General features: G+C 73.0%; 11 protein-coding genes. 3 read left to right on the top strand and 8 right to left on the bottom strand.

Translation table 11 applies throughout. From position 1 onward, the window contains the following. Window positions 1-115 precede the first annotated feature (115 nt). The 5 genes from ACFXAE_RS21300 to rpmG all read right to left on the bottom strand — a co-directional run bounded on the left by ACFXAE_RS21300 (window position 116) and on the right by rpmG (window position 2,927). Entirely contained in the window at window positions 116-868 is a 753-nt protein-coding gene (locus tag ACFXAE_RS21300; RefSeq protein ID WP_384717011.1) for a class I SAM-dependent methyltransferase, read from the bottom strand. 178 nt (window positions 869-1,046) lie between these two features. After that, on the bottom strand, window positions 1,047-1,295 hold the full coding sequence (gene rpsR, locus ACFXAE_RS21295) for a 30S ribosomal protein S18 (RefSeq protein ID WP_384717008.1): 249 nt from the start codon (window positions 1,293-1,295) through the stop codon (window positions 1,047-1,049). Between the two features lie 37 nt (window positions 1,296-1,332). Next, window positions 1,333-2,502, bottom strand: a complete 1,170-nt coding sequence (locus ACFXAE_RS21290) for a GTP-binding protein (protein ID WP_384717005.1) — start codon at window positions 2,500-2,502, stop codon at window positions 1,333-1,335. Next, on the bottom strand, window positions 2,499-2,756 hold the full coding sequence (locus tag ACFXAE_RS21285; RefSeq protein ID WP_384717002.1) for a type B 50S ribosomal protein L31: 258 nt from the start codon (window positions 2,754-2,756) through the stop codon (window positions 2,499-2,501). Before ACFXAE_RS21285 ends, ACFXAE_RS21290 begins: the two co-directional genes overlap by 4 nt. A 6-nt stretch (window positions 2,757-2,762) precedes the next feature. Beyond that, entirely contained in the window at window positions 2,763-2,927 is a 165-nt protein-coding gene (rpmG, locus tag ACFXAE_RS21280; RefSeq protein WP_384716999.1) for a 50S ribosomal protein L33, read from the bottom strand. An 81-nt stretch (window positions 2,928-3,008) separates the two neighbouring features. Here rpmG and rpmB point away from each other — a divergent pair, with 81 nt between their 5' ends. Both rpmB and rpsN read left to right on the top strand, forming a co-directional pair. Beyond that, window positions 3,009-3,245 (top strand): 50S ribosomal protein L28, encoded by a 237-nt coding sequence (gene rpmB, locus ACFXAE_RS21275; RefSeq protein WP_384716996.1) that lies wholly within the window; start codon window positions 3,009-3,011, stop codon window positions 3,243-3,245. Next, window positions 3,245-3,550, top strand: coding sequence for a 30S ribosomal protein S14 (gene rpsN, locus ACFXAE_RS21270; RefSeq protein ID WP_384716993.1), 306 nt, complete (start codon window positions 3,245-3,247; stop codon window positions 3,548-3,550). The genes rpmB and rpsN overlap by 1 nt, the downstream gene beginning before the upstream one ends. A 188-nt stretch (window positions 3,551-3,738) precedes the next feature. Here rpsN and ACFXAE_RS21265 read toward each other — a convergent pair whose 3' ends face one another. Further along, entirely contained in the window at window positions 3,739-3,951 is a 213-nt protein-coding gene (locus tag ACFXAE_RS21265) for an MbtH family protein (protein ID WP_384716990.1), read from the bottom strand. A 93-nt stretch (window positions 3,952-4,044) separates the two neighbouring features. On the opposite strand from ACFXAE_RS21265, the gene ACFXAE_RS21260 reads away from it, so the two are divergent. Then, the gene (locus ACFXAE_RS21260; protein ID WP_384716987.1) at window positions 4,045-5,163 is read left to right on the top strand and encodes an alpha/beta hydrolase-fold protein; all 1,119 of its coding nucleotides are present in this window, start codon (window positions 4,045-4,047) and stop codon (window positions 5,161-5,163) included. 85 nt (window positions 5,164-5,248) lie between these two features. On the opposite strand, the gene ACFXAE_RS21255 is transcribed toward ACFXAE_RS21260, so the two are convergent. Together ACFXAE_RS21255 and ACFXAE_RS21250 are read right to left on the bottom strand one after the other, a co-directional pair. Next, entirely contained in the window at window positions 5,249-6,949 is a 1,701-nt protein-coding gene (locus tag ACFXAE_RS21255) for an ABC transporter ATP-binding protein (protein WP_384716984.1), read from the bottom strand. Continuing rightward, window positions 6,936-17,855: an amino acid adenylation domain-containing protein gene (locus ACFXAE_RS21250; RefSeq protein WP_384716981.1), complete on the bottom strand. Its 10,920-nt coding sequence runs from the start codon at window positions 17,853-17,855 to the stop codon at window positions 6,936-6,938. The genes ACFXAE_RS21255 and ACFXAE_RS21250 overlap by 14 nt, the downstream gene beginning before the upstream one ends. Between the last annotated feature and the right edge of the window lie 56 nt (window positions 17,856-17,911).

The following is a 17,911-nucleotide window of genomic DNA, read 5'->3' as shown; positions in this document are numbered from 1 at the left end:
CCGGTCTCCGTCGCATAGGAAGGCAGTCGCACAGGCAGGCAAGAGAGCGCTTCCCCCGCAGAGAGATCCGGGGGAAACGGAACACCGATGAACCTAATTGAAAATGATTATCAGATCAACCAACTTGCGATGACGGCTCGTTCGCGCGTTCCAGAACGCACAGTCCCAGCGCCGGATCACCCGCCCGGCGCAACGCCAGCCCCGCCTCGGCGACTTCGGCCGCCAGCGCGTCCTCCGCGGCGACCCACCAGCGGTACTCGACCGACGTCCCGGCCAGGGGCCGGCCCTGGCGCAGGACGCCGTAGTCCATGTGCCAGGTGATCTCGTCCACTCCCGTGGGGCGCGCACTCGCCCAGCCCTCGTACTCCAGCTCACCGATGACGACCCGGGCCATCCGCACCCGCTCCACCTCCACCGGGGCGAACGGCGGAGTGAGATTGAACACCAGCGCGCCACCCGGGGCGAGTTGGCGGGCGGCGCGGCTCCACAGCGCGCGCCTCTGCCCGGGCGGCAGGTGGCCGATCATGTTCAGGGCCACCACCGCCCGTACGCCGTCGGGCCAGTCGGCGCTCGCACAGTCACCGGGAACCACCGTGACGCGCTCGCGCAGTTCACCGTCCTCGTGGACCCGGGCGAGCAGGACGGCGCGCATCGCGGCGGACGGTTCGACGGCGAGCACCGGCGCCTGCGGCAGCGCGTCACGGATGACGCGTACACCCCGGCCGGACCCGGCCCCGAGGTCCACCACGGCCCCGGTTCCGGCGCGGACGCGCGACAGGACGTCCGCCAACGCCGGAGCCAGCGGCTCCCACGACTCGGCGATCAGGATGTCGAGGTACTCGGCGGACCGCTCGTAGGGGTCGCTCATCGCTGCTCCAGACACTCGATGCTCACGGTTCAGCCACACAATAATCAGAAATGAATTTCATTACTATAAATAGCGACCCCGGTCGCCACGAGCGGCGACCGGGGTGCCCGGGTGCGAGCGTGTCCGTACGGCTGTCCCCCGGGTGCGGGACGAGGCCCACGCCGTTCGACGACAGCGTCTAGCGCTGCCGGGAGCTGTACGGAAGCAGGGCCATCTCGCGCGCGTTCTTGACGGCCCGTGCTATCCGCCGCTGCTGCTGACGCGTCACATGGGTGACCCGGCGGCTGCGGATCTTCCCCCGGTCGGAGATGAACCTGCGCAGCAGATCGGTGTCCTTGTAGTCGACGTAGGTGATGCCGGCGGTGTCCAGCGGGTTGACGCGCCGGCCTTTCGCGGGGCGCCGGTCGGTGTTCGTGCGTCGGGGCATGGCGGGGGTCGTTCCCTTCCTCGAAATGATGCGGTGCTCAGGTCACGGGATCGAGCAACTCGTCGAACACGTGCGGAAGTTGTTCCCAACGGCTCCGGCCCGCCGCGTACTCGTCATCGGTGAGCAGGCACGAGTCGAGGAGGGTGAGCAGGCCGTCGCGGTCCAGGCCGGGTGCGGTGAAGGTGAGGTACTGGTGGCGGTCGCCGTGCTCCGGGTGCCAGTCCACCGAGGCGGCGACGCGGCGTTCGGCGGGGACCATCTCCCAGGCGGCGTCGGGCAGGGCTGCCAGCCAGGGGCCGGCCGACTCCACGCACAGCGCGCCGCCCGCGGCGTCCCAGGACAGCAGCGTGTCGGGGCGGTCCGCCAGCCAGAACCGCCCACGGCTGCGCGCGGCGGCGCAGGTCAGGTCCTCCAGCACCGCGTAGAGGCGCTGCGGGTGGAAGGGCCGTTCGCGCCGCCAGACGACGGTGCTCACGCCGTGCTCGTCGCGCTCCTGCGGCAGCAGCGCGCACGCGGGGTGCACCCGGGTGCCCGCCGCCTGGACGTCGAAGCCCGCCAGCAGGGCGGCGCCCAGGGCACCACTGCCCACGGGCACCTTGCGCGCGCCGGGCGTGAGCTGGGTGAGCAGCGCGCGGTCGCCCTCGTCGGCGACCTCCCCGTCAAGGCCGTCCTCGACGACGGCGATCACCGTCGGGTACTCCACCTGTCTGGCGAAGGTGTCGGCGATCGTGCGCTGGTCGGTCGGGGCGGCGGCGAGGCCCGCGTCGGCCAGGTCGTCGCCGTTGGCCAGGTACGGCAGGACCAGGGCCGGGTCGACCACGGTGGCCACCCCGGTCAGTGCGAGCGGCGCGCCCTCGGACGCGATGACCGGGGCCATTCCGTGGGGCTCGACGGAGTCCCACAGTTCCACGACGGCCAGCCGGTGACCGCCCGCCTCCGCGAGCCGCGTCAGTTCCGGGACGAGGTCCTCACGCAGCGCGCAGCACGCGCAGTCGTTCACCAGGGGCGCGTCGCCGCTGCCGAGCAGACCGCCGGCGTCGCGTACGGTCCGGTGCACCGAACCGTCGACGGCGGACGTCAGGTCGTGGTGCAGGGCGACCGAACCGGGGACCGTGCGCAGGATCTCGTCGACGGCCGCCCGGCGGGCGTCGGCGTGCAGTCCGGCGACGATCGCGACCGGCAGCAGCGGTGTCCGGTCCCCGCTCACCGCCCGCTCCGGTCGCGTCCGTAGCGCCGCTCGAAGCGCTCGACCCGTCCCGCGGTGTCCAGGACGCGCTGGGTGCCGGTGTAGAAGGGGTGGCTCGCCGAGGAGATCTCGACGTCGATGACCGGGTAGGTGTTGCCGTCCTCCCATTCGACGGTCCGGTCGCCGGTGGCCGTCGACCGGGTGAGGAAGGCGAAGCCGGCGGCCCGGTCGCGGAAGACGACGGGGCGGTACTCGGGGTGGATTCCGGGCTTCATCGGTTCTCAGCGCTCCTCACGGAAGTCGACGTGGCGCCCGGCGATCGGGTCGTACTTGCGCAGCGTCAGGCGGTCGGGGTCGTTGCGGCGGTTCTTGCGGGTCACGTAGGTGTAGCCGGTGCCGGCGGTGGACCTCAGTTTGGTGATCGGACGCAGTTCGTTACGGGCCATGGACCGCACTGTACACGGTATTGAATTTCATTTTCATTTAGCTGCTAGTGTGCTGCCACTGTTCGACCTCGAGGAGGAACCTTGTCCGCCCACTGCCAACTCACCGGCCGGCAGCCCGGCTTCGGGCATCAGATTTCGCACTCCCACCGGCGGAGCAAGCGCCGCTTCGACCCGAACGTCCAGCGCAAGCGCTACTGGCTGCCGAGCGAGGGCCGCCACGTCCGGCTCACGCTGTCCACCAAGGGCATCAAGACGGTCGACACGATCGGCGTCGAGGCCGCGGTCGCGCGCATCCGCGCCCGGGGAGGGAAGGTCTGATGGCGAAGAAGAGCAAGATCGCGAAGAATGAGCAGCGCCGACTCGTCGTGGCCCGCCACGCCGAGCGCCGTGCCGAACTGAAGGCGGTCATCGCGTCCGTCCGGACATCCGCCGAGGAACGCGCCGCCGCCCAGCGGGAACTGCGCCGGCAGCCCCGCGACGCCAGCGCCACCCGCGTGCGCAACCGCGACTCCGTGGACGGCCGCCCCCGCGGTCATCTGCGCGCCTTCGGCCTGTCCCGCATCCGGCTGCGCGAGATGGCCCACGCGGGCGAACTGCCGGGGGTCACCAAGAGCAGTTGGTGACGCGCGGGCGGTCCGCGACCGGCGTGACGTCCGGGTGAGCGCCGAACGGTGCGGCCGTTGCGCGGGGGCGCCAAGGCGTGGCGCCCCGGCCCGGACAACGGTCCGGGGCGCCCTGCCGGGGGATGCCCGTCGTCCGGGCCGGCGCGACGGTCGGTCCGGGTCCCGGTCCCGGACCGACCGGTGGCGGGTCAGCCGTCGGCGGACGCCGAGAGGGACCGGGGGCGCAGGTCGGTCCAGTGGGTCTCGACGAACTCCAGGCACGCCTCCCGGGTGTTCTCCTCCAGGACGACCGTCCACCCGCCGGGCACCGCCGCGAAGGACGGCCAGAGGGAGTGCCGGCCCTCGTCGTTCACCAGGACCAGGAACCGGCCTTCGGCGTCGTCGAAGGGGTTGGTGCTCATGCTGAGTGCCTCCCGGGCAAGCCGAAATTAGGTTAGCCTCGCCTAATTGGCATGAGCCTAGCTTTCCCCCTCCCCTCTCACAAGGAGACGTTCATGCGGGGCCTCGCGGCCGGTACGAAGGGCGGCTTCGACGCGTTCGGGCTGCCCGGCACACCCGGCACCGACGCGTTCTGGGCCGCGGTGCGGACACCCGTGTCGGTACCCGCCGACGACGGCGGCTGGGTCACCTTGTTCCTGTGGCGCGGCCCCGGGGCGAGCATCGACTTCGAGAGCTGGTCGGAGCCGGTGCGCCTGGACCGATGGGGCGACACGGACTGCTGGTACGCCGCGGTGCGCATGCCCGCGCGGCTGCGGGTGACCTACCGGTTCCTCGTGGACGGCGCGGCCTTCGCCGACCCGTTCAACCCGGCCGGTGCGGGCGGTGACCGGTCCGTCGCGGCGACGCCGGACGCCCCGGCCCAGCCGCACTGGCCCGAGCTCGGCGCCGAGGACGTCCTTCCCGTGCCCCGCACCCGGATCCGCTGGAGCAGCGAGCGGCTCGGCGGGCGGCGCACCGTGCGGGTCCATCCGGTGGGCGGCGGCGGGCCGGTGGTCCTGCTGCTCGACGGGGACGACTGGCTGTACCTGCACCCGGCGACGACCGCGTTCGAGTCGGCCGTGGCCGCCGGCGCGATGCCTCCGGTCACGCTCGTCTTCCTGCCGGCCAAGGACCGCACGGCCGAGTTCGGGTGCCGGCCCGAACTGTGGGAGGCGGTCCGGGACGAACTGCTGCCGCTGGTGGCGGAGACCGGCGTGCCCGCCGACCGGGACCGGCTGGTGGTCGCGGGGCAGAGCCTCGGCGGGCTGAGCGCGCTGTACGCGGCACTGGAGTTCCCGGACCTGGTCTCCCGCGTGGCCTGCCAGTCGGGGGCGTTCTGGTGGACGCCCGGCGCCGCCGGCCTGGCGGACCCGTTGGGCGGCCCGGCCGGCGGCGCCGTCGCCGACCGCCTGCGGGGGCGGTCCGGCCTGTCCGGTCTGCGGGTCGCGTTCGATGTGGGGGAACACGAGACGCGGATGCTCCCCCACTGCGCCCGGGTGGAGGAGCTGGCCGAACGGGCCGGTGCGACCGTACGGGTCTCCCGCTCGGCGTCGCACCACGACCGGGCGGGCTGGCGCCACGCCCTGCTGCGCGACGTCGCCTGGGCGCTCGGTGCGCCGCCGGGAGAGGGATGAAACACCCGGGGGCCGGTAGGGGGCCGGTCGCGCCCCGCGGCGGAGCCGCACGGGCGCCCCGGCTCCACCGGCCCTCCGGCGGACGTCAACGTGCCACCGCGGCGCAGTAGTCCTCGTCGGTGGCCAGCAGGTTCCGGTGGGTGTCCTCGGCGGTGACGACTCCGTCGTCCAGGACGAGCACACGGTCGGCGGCGTCCAGGAGGGCCGGACTGCTGGTGATCACGACGGTGGTACGGCCCCGGCGCAGCTCGGCGATGCCCCGCGCGACGAGCTGCTCGGTGACGGCGTCGACGGCCGTCGTCGGGTCGTGCAGGACGAGGACGTCGGTGTCCGCGGCCAGGGCACGGGCCAGGGAAAGCCGTTGGCGCTGTCCCCCGGACAGGTTCGCGCCGCGGTCGCGGACGGCGTAGTCGAGCCCTTCGCGGTGCAGGGCGACGACATCGGTCAGCATGGACGCCTCGACGGCTTCGGGAACCATCCGGCTGGTGCCCGACGGGTCGATGTTCGTGCGGAGGGTACCGGCGAAGATCTCCCCGTCGTACGGGTTCACCAGCATGTGTTCACGGACCGCCTCGACCGACAGCTCCGCGAGTTCCCGCCCGCCGAGCCGCACCGCTCCCTCGTACGCGTGGGGCGGCACGTCGACGGCCAGGACCGACGCGAGGTCGGCCGCCGCGCGCGGCCGGTAGGCGGCGATCGCCACGAACTCGCCCGCGGCCACCTGGAACTTCACCTTGTTCAGGGACCCGTACCGTACGCAGTCGACCTCGAGGCCGCCGCCCGCGGCCGGCCGCTCCGGCCCCGGAACCGTCACCGGGGGCGCGGTCAGCACCAACGCCATCCGCTCGGCCGACGCGCGCGCCATCATCACGTACTTCGGCATCTCCGAGAACAGTTTCAGCGGTTCGATGATGAACTGCGCCAGTCCCACGGCCATGACGAGTTCCCCGATGCTGATCCGGCCGTCGAACGCCAGCCACCCCGCCGTCAGGGTCACGGCGGCGGCGAGGACCGCGTTGAGGGCCAGCGCGGTGCCCGCGTACACGCCGTTCACCTTGGCGACGGTGATCGCCTGGAGTCTCGCCTCCGTGCTGACCTCGCGGTAGGACCGGAACGCCGCGTGGTTGCCGCCGAAGCCGTGCAGCGGGCGCAGGCCGGTGATCAGGTCGGCGACCTTCGCCCCCGCCCGCGCCACCCGGGCCTGCTGTTCCCGGGTGCTGCCGCCGATCCGCCGGGACATCACACTCAGGACCGTCAGGATCGCGGCGGTGCCCACGATCACCAGCAGGCCGAGCCGGATGTCGGCGAGGCCCAGCGCGACCGCCGCGACGAGCACGGCCACCAGCGAGCTGATCAGCAGCGGCACCACCTCGATGATGTCGGCGGTCTGGTCGGCGTCCTCGGTGGCGATGGTCAGCACCTCACCGGACTTGAGGTCGACGTCCCTGGCCACCGGCTGGAGCCCGCAGGCCGCGACCTTCACCCGCCAGCGGTGCGCCTCCGTGGTGTTGGCCTTCTGCAGGATGCGCATCCCGAACCGCCACGACAGCGACACGGTCGTGATGATCACGGCGAGCGCGGCGATCGACAGACCGAGCAGGCCGGGGCTCCGGTCCCGCATGGTGTGCTCGACGATCAGGCCGAGCGCGATGGGGAAGGCGGTCTCACCGGCCTGGTACAGGCCCATGAGGACGGTGCCGCCGGCCATCGCGCCGATGTTGCGGCGCAGGGCGGTGCGCAGGATGTCGGACCCCGGGCGGGGCCTCTGTGCGTCAGGAGTGGTCATCGATGTGGCGGGCAATCGCTTCCGGGGTGCGCAGGGTGAACAGGTCGCGGATCGTGACGACAGGACCGTACTCCCGGCGGAGCAGCCCGATCAGCCGCACCGCCAGCATGGAGTGCCCGCCGAGGGACACGAAGTCGCTCACCGCGCTCACCTCGTCGTCGTCCAGGTCCAGTGCCTCGGCGAAGAACTCGCACACCACGGTCTCGGTGCCGGCCCGTGGGCCCCGCTCCCCCGCCGTGGTCAGCGCGCCCAGCGGCTTGGCCTCCGGCAGCGCCTTGGTGTCGGTCTTCCCGTTCACCGTCAGCGGGATGGCGTCGACCTGGGCGTAGTGCGTCGGGCGCAGGAAGTCCGGCAGCCCGGCGCCCGCTTCGGCGGCCACGGTCGCCAACTCCGCCCCTTCCAGCACGAGGTAGGCGGCCAGCCGGTACGCGCCGTCGACCTGCGGGTCGGGCTGGGCGACCGCGGCGGCGAACCGCACCGCCGGATGCGCCGCGAACACGGCCTCGACCTCGCCGGGTTCGACCCGGTGGCCGCGTATCTTGACCTGCTGGTCGGTGCGGCCCAGGTACATCAGGTTGCCGTCCGGCCGGCGGACCACGAGGTCCCCGGTGCGGTACATGCGCTCGCCGGGCGCACCGAACGGGCACGCGACGAAGCGGTGCGCGGTCTGGGCCGGCTGCCCGAGATAGCCGCGCGCGATGCCGATGCCCGACACGTACAGCTCGCCGGGCACCCCGTCCGGCAGCGGCCGCAGCCACGGATCCAGTACGTACACGTCCGTGTTGTCGATGGCCACGCCCACCACCGGGTCCTGGCACTCGAAGGTGCCGACGCCGAGGGTGTTGATGGTGTACTCGGTGGGTCCGTACAGGTTGTAGCCGGCCGTTCCCTCGGTTTCGGCGAGCCGTCGCCACAGCGTCGGGGTGACGGCCTCGCCGCCCAGCAGCACCAGCGCCGGCCGCCGCCGCGGGTTGTCGAGCAGGCCCTCCGCCACGAGCTGCTGCGCGTAGGTGGGGGTCACGTTGACGACGTCGATCCCGTGCTCCAGGCAGTACGCGACCAGACGGGGCGCGTCGCGGCGCAACTCCTCGTCGCAGATGTGGACTTCATGTCCGTCGGCGAGCCACAGCAGCTCCTCCCACGACATGTCGAAGGCGAACGACACGGTGTGCGCGATCCGGAAGACCCGGTGGCCGTGTTCCGCCAGCACCGGCTCGAAGATGCGGCGCTGGTGGTTGACCAGCATGTTGGTGAGCCCGGCGTACTCGGTCACCACGCCCTTCGGCTTCCCGGTCGATCCGGAGGTGTAGATCGTGTACGCCGGGTGCCGCAGGCGGTGCGGGTCGTCGGGCGCGAACGTCGGGTACGGCTCGGCCTCGGGCAGGGGGCGGTCCAGCTCGATCAGGTCACCGGTGAGCCCGGCCAGCCGGGGCGAGACGGAGCCGACGGTGAGGATCACGTCCGGGCGGGCGTCCGCGACGATCGCCGCGATGCGCTCGTCCGGGTGGTCCAGCTCCAGCGGCACGTACCCGGCGCCGGTGCGCAGTACGGCGAACAGGGCGACGATCGAGTCGAGGGAGCGCGGGACCGCGAGGCCCACGGTCGTCTCGGGGCCGAGCCCGCGCCCGGCGAGCACGCCCGCCACCGCACGGCTGCGGTCCCGGAGCTCCGCGAAGGTCATGGACGAGCCGTCCGCGACGAGCGCGGTCCGCTCCGGGGCGCGGTCCGCCGCCCGGTCGAACCGGTCGACGACGGTGTCCGTGCCGATGTCCGTGCGCTCACCCGGCGACGGCTGCGCGCCGAGGCCCGGCAGTGCGCCCACCGGTCCGGTGGCCCGGGCCAGGTCGTCGAGCACGCGCAGGTAGTCGTCGAGGAGACGGCGGGCCTTCCCGGTGTCGCCGTCGCGGTGCTCCAGCTTGACCGTGAGCCGGTCGCCGGGCGTGACGACCCAGGTGAACGGGTAGTGCGTGGAGTCGTCGGCCTGCACCGAGGTGATGCCGTGCCTGGCGTTCATCTCGGCGAACGCGTCCATGTCCAGGAAGTTCTGCAGCACGAACAGGTTGTCGAACAGGGTGTCGTGCCCACTGGCCCGCTGGATCTCGCCGAGCCCCAGGTGCTCGTGCTCCATCGCCTCGACCCTGGCCGCCTGTACGGCCGACAGGTACTCCCGGACGGTGTGGCCGGGCCGTGCCCGGGTCCACAGGGGCACGGTGTTGAGCAGCACGCCGACGATGCCGGACAGTCCCTCCCCCTCGCGGCCGGAGACGGTCACGCCGAACACCGCGTCGCCGCGGCCGGTGTGCGCGCCCAGCAGGAGGCCGAACGCTCCGGTCAGCACGGAGTTCAGCGTGACGCCGTGTGTCCTGGCCGCTTCCCGTACCCGGTCGGACCGTTCGGCGGACAGGGTGTGCACGAGGGCGCGCGGAAGGTCGTCCGAGAGGGCCGGCGCCGGTCCGGCGAGCAGGGTCGGGCCGGGGAGTCCCGCCAGGTGCTCCGCCCAGAAGCGTTCCGACGCCGCGGTGTCCCTGGCGGCGAGCGCCCGGGCGTGGTCCTCGAAGCCCGGCGTCGCCGGGACCGGGTCGGCCAGCTCACCTGCGACGGCGGCCCGGTAGGCGTCGAAGAGGTCACGCAGCACGATCTCGCGGGACCAGCCGTCCCACAGCAGCAGGTGGTAGCTGAGCAGCAGGCCGTCGCGGTCGCCGGGCAGGCGCACCACGGTCAGCCGGATCAGCGGCGGCTCACCCGGATCGAACCCCGTGTCGCGGTCCCGGGCACGCAGCTCCTCGACCTCCGCGTCCGTCGACAGGGTGACCGTGCGGACGCCGGCCCGCCGGCCCGCCCTGAGCACCTGGACCGGGTTGCCGTCGTCGTCGGTGGTGAAGCCGGCGCCCACGACCGGGTGCCGCCCGATGACGTGGGCCATCGCCTCGGCGAGCGCGTCGGTGTCGAGGCGCCGGTCGAAGGTGAACCAGTTCTGCGCGACGTAGTGCCCGGCGGTGCCCGCCATCTGGGCCTGGAAGAACAGGCCCCGCTGGAGCGGGGTGACCGGCGCCGTGCGCTCGGCCGTGAGGGAGGCGTCCGCGATGTGCTCCAGCGCGCCCAGCCAGTGCCCGGTGATCTCGTCGGGGACCCCCTCGGCGAGGGTGAAGGCCGCGCGCAGGGTGTGGGTGGTCTCGTCGAGCCAGGCGTTGACCTCGACGGCGTAGGGGCTGCCCGGTTCACCGCCGGTGATGTGCAGCGCCCGGGACTCGCTGCCCCGGCCGAGGTAGTTGAACAGCACCTGCGGGCGGGTGGTGAGCAGCGGTGCCGTCTGCGGGTCGAGGTACCTGAGCCCGCCGTACGCGACGTGTGCGTGCTCGTCCGGCCGGCGCTCGGCCACCTCGCGCGCCGCCGCCACGGGGTCGGTGTGCGCCGTGAGGCGTACGGGCGCGATGGAGGTGAACCAGCCGACCGTGCGGGTGTAGTCGTGGTGTTCGAGGGCCGGGACCCGGCCGTGCCGCTCCAGGTCGACCGCGAGATCGGTGGGCGACGGCTGGATCCGGGTCAGCGCGGTGCGCAGGGCGCCGCACAGCAGTTCGGTGAGGCCGACGCCGAGCGCGGCCGGCGCGGTGCGCGTCACGCGGTCGGTCACGTCGGGCGGGAGGACGGCCGTGATGTCGCGCGGTCCCTGTGCCGTGGGCAGGAGCGGGGGCGCCCGGAGCGTGTCGAGCCAGTGTCCGAGGTCGTCGATCGCGTCGGCGGACCGGAGCGTCAGCGCCTCGGCGTATTCGGCGTACGGCGTGCTCGGCGGCGCGAGGGTCTCTCCGCGCAGGGCGGCGGCCAGGTCGTCGAGCAGGATCAGCCAGGACACCGAGTCGACGGCGAGGTGGTGCACGGTGACCACGAGGGTCCGGGTCGCCTCCAGCCACGCGAACGCGACGACGTCCCCGGACTCGGGGTCGAGCCGCCCGGCCGCCTCGTTCGCGACGGCCGTCGCGTCGGTGGTGTCCGGCCGTGCGACGGCGACTTCGCGGGCGGGCTCGGTGCGCAGGGTCCACACGCCGTGTTCGGTGCGCAGCCGCAGCCGCAGGACCGGGTGTGCGGCGACCACGGCGTTCGCGGCGCGCCGGACGTCCGTGTAGCCGGCGCCTTCGGGGACGTCGAGGGTCCTGGCCTGGACGAACCGGGTGAGGGAGCCGCCCAGTTCGCGTTGGCGGAGGATGATCGGGGTCGGTGGCAGGGGCCCGTCCTCGTGGCGGGCGGGAGCGGGCGCGGCACCGGCCCGGAAGGTCCGTGACCCCAGGCGCTCGGCGAGTGCGCGGGGTGTCCTGAGCAGGAACACGTCCCGGGGTGCGATCGGCAGGCCGAGCGCCCGGGCCCGGTTGACCACGGTGATGGCGACGATGCTGTCGCCCCCGGCGCGGAAGAAGTCGGTGTCGGCGTCCACGTCCGCGCCGGGCAGCGTCCGGGTGAAGACGTCCACGAGCGCGGCGGTGGCCGCGTGTTCGTCCGCGGGTGCTTCGTGGCCGGTCGCGCCGTCCCCCGCGTCCGTTCGGGCGTGTTCGGCCAGGGCCTTGCGATCGAGTTTGCCGTTGACCGTCAGTGGCAGGGCGTCGACCGTGCGGACCCGGCCCGGGACCATGTGCACGGGCAGCTTCTCGGCCAGCAGGACCGTGAGGTCACCGGGGACGCGGCCCACCACGTGCGCGATCAGGTGGTCACCGGTGTCCGCCACCGTGACGGCGGCGTCGACCACGCCGTCGAGCTCCCGGATCGCGGACTCCACCTCGCCCGGCTCGATGCGGAAACCCTTGAGCTGTACCTGGTCGTCGGCACGCCCGATGAACTCCAGCTCGCCGTCGAGGGTGCGGCGGGCCAGGTCGCCCGTGTGGTACATGCGGGAGCCGTCGCCCGCGAACGGGTCCGCCACGAAGCGGCCCGCGGTGAGGCCGGGCCTGCCCAGGTAGCCGAGCGACACCTGTTCGCCGGCGACATAGATGGCGCCCACCCGGCCGGGCGGCACCGGCCGGAGCCGGTCGTCGAGAAGGTGGGTGACCAGGCCGGGGAGGGGGCCGCCGATCGGGCTGACGTCGCCGCCGGGGCCGAAGTCCCCGTCGGTCAGCACCCGGTGGGTGACGTGGACGGTGGTCTCGGTGATGCCGTACATGTTGACCAGTTCGGGCGATGCGGTGCCGTGCCGCTCGACCCAGCCGCGCAGCCGGCCGAGGTCCAGCGCCTCCCCGCCGAAGACGATCCGGCGCAGCGCGGGCAGCGGCTCGCCGGCCAGCCGGTCGGCCTCGATGAACTGGTAGAACGCCGACGGGGTCTGGTTGAGCACGGTCACTCCGCGTTCGCGGACCAGACGGTGGAAGTCGACCGGGGAGCGGGTCAGCCCGTACTCGGGCACCAGCAGCTCACCGCCGTGCGCCAGCGCGCCCCACAGCTCCCAGACCGCGAAGTCGAAGGAGAAGGAGTGGAACTGGACCCACACGTCGTCCGGGCCGAAGTCCATGTCCGGCTGTGTGCCGGCGAGCAGGGTCACCACACTGGAGTGCGGGACGACGACGCCCTTGGGGCGGCCGGTCGATCCGGAGGTGTAGATGACGTACGCGGGATCGTGCCAGTCGGCCTCGGGTGCGGGCCCGGTGGCGCCCGTCGGTGGCGGCGCCTCTCCCTGGACGAGCACGCGGGCCGCGACACCGGCCCGGTCCAGGAGCTCCGTGAAGCGGTCGCGCTGCTCGCGGTCCACGAGGACCACCTGCGGGGCCGCGTCGGCGAGGACGTACTCCAGCCGTTCGTCCGGGTACGCCAGGTCGAGTGGTACGTACGCGCCGCCCGCGCCGACGATCGCGGCCAGCGCGACGACCTGCTCGACGGAGCGCGGGACGGCGACGGCGACCAGCTTGCCCGGGCCGACCCCGGCCGCGCGCAGGGTGGCGGCCAACTCGTTCTTCGCGTCGGACAGTTCACCGTAGGTCAGGGACCGGGTGGTGCCGTCGAGGCCGCACTGGGTGACGGCGGTGGCGGCGGGGTCGCGGCGCACGGCGGCGTCGAGGAGTCCGCCCAGGGTCGTCGGGGTGATCGGTGCGGTGCGTCGCCCGCGCTCCGGCTCCAGGTCCGCGACCGGGGTGTCCGGGCGGGCGAGCAGGCGGGTCAGCGTGCCCGTGAAGGTGCGCAGGATCGCCCGGGCGGTCGCCTCCCGCAGCAGTCCGCCGTCGTGGATGAGGTTGAAGCGCGGGCGGCCGTCGGGTGCGCGCTCGACGACGAGCGTCAACGGGTAATGCGGGGCACCCTCGTTGACGATGCCGGTGATGGCCAGGGTGTCGCCGGGCCGCCGCAGGGAGGCCACGTCGGTGGCCACGTCGAACACCACGAGGGTGTCGAACAGGGGACTCACGCCGGCCTGGCGGCCGATCCTCGCCAGTGACACGTGTTGGTGCGGCAGGACCGCGCCCTGGTGGTCGCGCACCGAGGAGAGCAGGTCGCCCGCCGTGGTGCCGGAGGACCAGCGGGCGCGTACGGGAACGGTGTTGATGAACAGGCCCACCATGTCGCCGATGCCGGGCACCTCGGCGTCGCGGCCGGACACCGTGGAGCCGAACACCACGTCGCTGCTTCGCAGGATGCCGCCCAGGGTCAGGGCCCAGGCGCTGTGCACGGCCACACTCAGCGGCACGCCGGCCTCGCGGGCGGCGGCGTCGATGTCGTCCGCGGGCTCCACGGTGGTGTCGGCGAACCGGTCGGACGGGGTATGGCCCTCGGCGACCAGCGACGGGCCGGGCAGCCCGGCGAGTTCCTCGCGCCACACCCGGTCGCTCTCGTCGGCGTCGTGTCCGGCGAGCCAGTGCACGTAGTCGGCGAAGCCGCCGGCCGGGTACACGGTTCCCGGCGCGTGGTACTCGGCCAGCAGCGCGCGGAGCATCGGCGGGACGGACCAGCCGTCGGCGATGATGTGGTGCACGGTCTGCACCAGGACGCTGCGGCCGGGGCCGCCGCGGACGAGGGTGCAGCGCATCAGCGGGCCGGTGGCCAGGTCGAAGCCGGCACGGCGGTCGCGTTCGGCGAGGTCCCGTATGTCCTCGTCGGTGATGCCGGGGCGGTCGATCACGGTGAAGGGTGCTTCGACGCCGTTCTCCAGCACGGAGACCACACGGCCGTCGGCGAGGGCCGTGAAGCGGGCGGCCAGGTTGGGGAAGAGCGTGAGCAGCCGGGTGGCGGCCGCCGCGAGCCGGTCGGCGTCCACCTCGCCGTCCAGTGTGAGCAGTTGCTGCTCAACGTAGGCGCCCGCCGAGTCGTCGTCGAAGACGGAGTGGAAGTACAGGCCCTCCTGCAGCGGGGTCAGGGGGAGGATGTCGCGCAGTGCCGGGCCGTCCAGGGCGTCGACGTCGCTCTGCGTGAGCGGCACCAGGGGGAAGTCGCTGGGCGAGTGGCCGCCCCGGTCGAGGGCGGCGAGTCCGGCGAGGGCGGTGCGGAAGTGGTCGCCGAGGGTGGTGATGTCCTCGTCGGTGAACATCCCGTCGGGCCAGGAGATCGTGGTGACCAGCTCGTACGCGCCGTCGGCGGCGGGCTCGGCGATCGCGTTGAACTCCAGGGCGCGCGGCAGGCGCATCCGGGGGTCGCGCTTCTCGCCCAGTTGGCCGGTGGTGCCCGCCAGTTGCCAGTCGCCGGGGGCGCCGGCGGCGAAGCGGCCGAGGTAGTTGAAGAGCACCTGGGGTGCGGGGGTGTCGAACTCCATGTCGGCCAGGTACCGCAGGGCGCCGTAGGAGACGCCGTTGTCCGGTACCCGGGCGAGGTCCTCCTTGACGGCCTTGAGGGCGGCGGTCAGGTAGGCGGGCGCGGTGAGGTCGGGCGCCGTTCCGGGGTCCACCGTCACCGGGAAGAGGGTGGTGAACCATCCCACGGTCCGGGACAGTTCGGGTTCGAAGCCGGCGGAGTCCGCCACGAACCCCGCCTCGCGGCCGTGGCCCTCGAGCTCGATGTGCGCGAAGGTCTGGTCCTGGCCGAGGTCGCGGCGCCGGCGGGCGAGGGCGACGGCGAGCGCGGTGAGCAGGACGTCGTTGACGCCGGCGTGGAACTTCGCGGGGATCTCGCCCAGCAGCGCGGCGGTGACCTCGGGGCCGACCGTGACGGTCCGCAGGCGCTCGCCCGCGACGGTGTCGTCCTCGGACAGGGAGCGCCGGCCCAGCGGCAGGTCCTCGCCCGGCAGGGGACGCCGGTAGGAGGAGCTGTCGGCGTCGAACGCGGCGCGTTCCAGCAGTTGCGTCCAGCGCCGGAACGACGTGCCCACCGGGGGCAGTTCGACGGGCGTGCCGGAGGTGAGCTGTTGCCAGGCGGTGGCCAGGTCCTCCATCAGGACCCGCCAGGACACTCCGTCGATCACCACGTGGTGCGCCACGAGGACGAGTTGGCGTGCCGCGCGGCGCCAGACGGCCCGCAGCATCACGCCGGCCGCGGGGTCCAGCCCGTCGGTGGCGAGGGCGAGGCACTCGTCGAGCGGACGGTCGCTCTCCTGCCAGCCGGCCGCGGCCCCGTCCGCCTCCGGGATGTCGAAGCTCCAGCGTTCGCCGCGCACCAGCCTGGCGCGCAGCATGTCGTGGTGCCGGACCACGGCGGTGAGGATCTCGTCGAGGCCGTCGGCGGTCAGGTCCGCCGGGGTGTTCAGCACCACCGACTGCACGAAGCCGTCGATCGCGTCGGTGGTCTCGCCGAGCCACCGCACGACGGGGGATCCGACGACGGAGCCGGTCGGGACGTCGCGGTGGTCCACGGTGGAGACGTCCTCACGGCTCGCCACCGCCGCCAGCGCCCCCACGGTGGTGTGGGTGAAGATCTGCCGTGCCGTGACGTGGAGACCGGCGGCGCGCAGCGCGCTCAGCAGCGAGATCGCCAGGATGCTGTCCCCGCCGAGCTGGAAGAAGTCCTGGTCGGTACCGACCTCTTCGAGCCGCAGCACCGCCGCGACCGCCGCGCACACCGCGCGCTCGTTCTCGGTGGCGGGCGGGACGAGCGTGCCCGTGGGGACCGCGGGTTCCGGCAGGGCGTTCCGGTCGAGCTTGCCGTTCGCGGTGAGCGGGAACTCCGTCAGGACGACGATGTGGGCGGGCACCATGTACTCGACCATGTGCTCGCCGGCCCACGCCTTGACCTCGTCGGCCCGCAGGTCCTCGCTTCCGGCGGCCGGGATGACGTACCCGACGAGATAGGTGCCGCCCGCCGTGTTCTTCTTCGGGACGACGCAGGTGTGCCGTACCCGGGGGTGCTCGGCGAGTCCGACCTCGACGTCCTCGATCTCCAGCCGCATGCCGCGGATCTTGACCTGGTTGTCGGCGCGGCCGAGGAAGTCCAGTGATCCGTCCGGGTTGTACCGTGCGAGGTCGCCGGTGCGGTACAGCCGGGACCCGTCGTCGGCGAAGGGGTTCGCCACGAACCGGGAGGCGGTCAGGCCGGGCGCGCCCACGTAGCCGCGCCCCAGGAGGAAGCCGCCCACGTACAGTTCGCCGCCGGCCCCGAACGGGACCGGGCGCAGTTCGTCGTCCAGGACGTACAGCCGGGTGTTGGGGTTGGCCCTGCCGATCGACGTGGACAGGCGTTCCGCCGCGCCCCGGTAGATGACGTGCGAGACGCCGATGGTCGTCTCGGCGGGGCCGTAGCCGTGGTACAGGGGGATGTCGAGCCTGGCGCGGAACCGCTCGTACAGCTCCGGGGTGAGCACCTCGCCGCCGCACCACACGTGCCGCAGGCTGTCCAGCCGGCCGGAGTCGCCGGCGATCTCCAGCAGCACGTCCAGCATGGACGACACCAGGTAGGTGAAGGTGACGCACTGCTCGGCGATCACGCTCAGCAGGTGGTGCGGGTCGCGTTCGCCGCCGGGCCGCAGGACCACCAGCCGGCCGCCGGAGACCAGCGGCAGGAAGATCTCGTTGATGGAGATGTCGAAGGACAGTGGGGCCTTGAACAGGGACGCGTCGTCGGGGCCGAAGCGCAGGATCTCGTCGACCTGCCACAGCAGGCGCTCGCTGATCGCCTCGTGCCGGATCATCGCGCCCTTGGGCCGCCCGGTCGAACCGGACGTGAAGATCACGTAGGCCAGGGCCTCACCGGGGAGGGGGACGCCGGTCCCGCCCGTGGGGTGGGAACCGTGGCGCCAGTCGGCGAGGTCGACGGCGACGGCCTCCGGTTCGGCCGGGTCGTGCTCGCCGGAGTCGTTGAGCTGCAGGACGACCCGGGCGTCCTCGACGACGACGGCCCGGCGCGCGGCCGGCCACTGCGGGTCGAGGGGGACGAACGCGCATCCCGCCTGGAGCACGGCGAGCAGGCCGATCACCATGTCGGCGGAGCGGCTCAGAGAGATGCCGACGACCTGTTCGGCGGTGAGTCCCCGGTCGATCAGGTGGTGGGCCAGCTGGCTGGAGAGCTCCGCCGCCTGACGGTAGGTCAGTGAGCGGTGCTCGTCGACGACGGCGACGGCGTCCGGCCTGGTGCGCGCCTGCTCGCGGAACATCTCCACGACGGTCGGGCGGGCCCGGTCGGTGTCGGTGTCGTTCCATTCGGCCAGCGTCGCGAGCCTCGCCGCCACACCGGACGGGCCGATGGTGCCCAGCGGCCGGTCCGGGAAGTCGGCGAGGTCGTCCAGGGCGAGCTGGGCGCCGGCCGGCAGGACGCCTTCGGGGGCGGTGACGCTCAGGCCGTCCGCACCGACCCGCCAGCTGGCGGGTGCGGTCCCGCCGTTGTCGACCCAGCCGAGGACGTCGGCGAAGAGGGTGCCGGGGGTCAGGTCGATGCCGTCGGGGCTCAGGCCCGTCGCCCAGTACGACAGCCCGATGGCACACGCCTGGGCGATGGTCCGGTCGGAGTAGTCGCCGACGCGCCGGCGTACGTCGGCCAGGCGCGCGGGAGAAAGCAGTACGACACGAGCGTTCGGTTCCATCGACGAATCAACGCCCCTTCTCGGCATGTAAGTTAGCCCAACCTAACTTAGGTTTA

Origin of the sequence: Streptomyces sp. NPDC059454, from assembly GCF_042749965.1 — a bacterium.
Taxonomy (GTDB): Bacteria; Actinomycetota; Actinomycetes; order Streptomycetales; family Streptomycetaceae; genus Streptomyces.
Note: the sequence above shows the minus strand (reverse complement) of the source record. Positions and strands in the feature narration are given on the sequence as shown.

What these genes read in the sequence shown, in the direction of transcription:
- ACFXAE_RS21260 (WP_384716987.1), top strand. Translation starts at nt 4,045, where the DNA reads ATGCGGGGCCTCGCGGCCGGTACGAAGGGCGGCTTCGACGCGTTCGGG.
- ACFXAE_RS21300 (WP_384717011.1), bottom strand. Translation starts at nt 868, where the DNA reads ATGAGCGACCCCTACGAGCGGTCCGCCGAGTACCTCGACATCCTGATC.
- ACFXAE_RS21255 (WP_384716984.1), bottom strand. Translation starts at nt 6,949, where the DNA reads ATGACCACTCCTGACGCACAGAGGCCCCGCCCGGGGTCCGACATCCTG.
- rpsR (WP_384717008.1), bottom strand. Translation starts at nt 1,295, where the DNA reads ATGCCCCGACGCACGAACACCGACCGGCGCCCCGCGAAAGGCCGGCGC.
- ACFXAE_RS21285 (WP_384717002.1), bottom strand. Translation starts at nt 2,756, where the DNA reads ATGAAGCCCGGAATCCACCCCGAGTACCGCCCCGTCGTCTTCCGCGAC.
- rpmG (WP_384716999.1), bottom strand. Translation starts at nt 2,927, where the DNA reads ATGGCCCGTAACGAACTGCGTCCGATCACCAAACTGAGGTCCACCGCC.
- ACFXAE_RS21250 (WP_384716981.1), bottom strand. Translation starts at nt 17,855, where the DNA reads ATGGAACCGAACGCTCGTGTCGTACTGCTTTCTCCCGCGCGCCTGGCC.
- rpsN (WP_384716993.1), top strand. Translation starts at nt 3,245, where the DNA reads ATGGCGAAGAAGAGCAAGATCGCGAAGAATGAGCAGCGCCGACTCGTC.
- ACFXAE_RS21265 (WP_384716990.1), bottom strand. Translation starts at nt 3,951, where the DNA reads ATGAGCACCAACCCCTTCGACGACGCCGAAGGCCGGTTCCTGGTCCTG.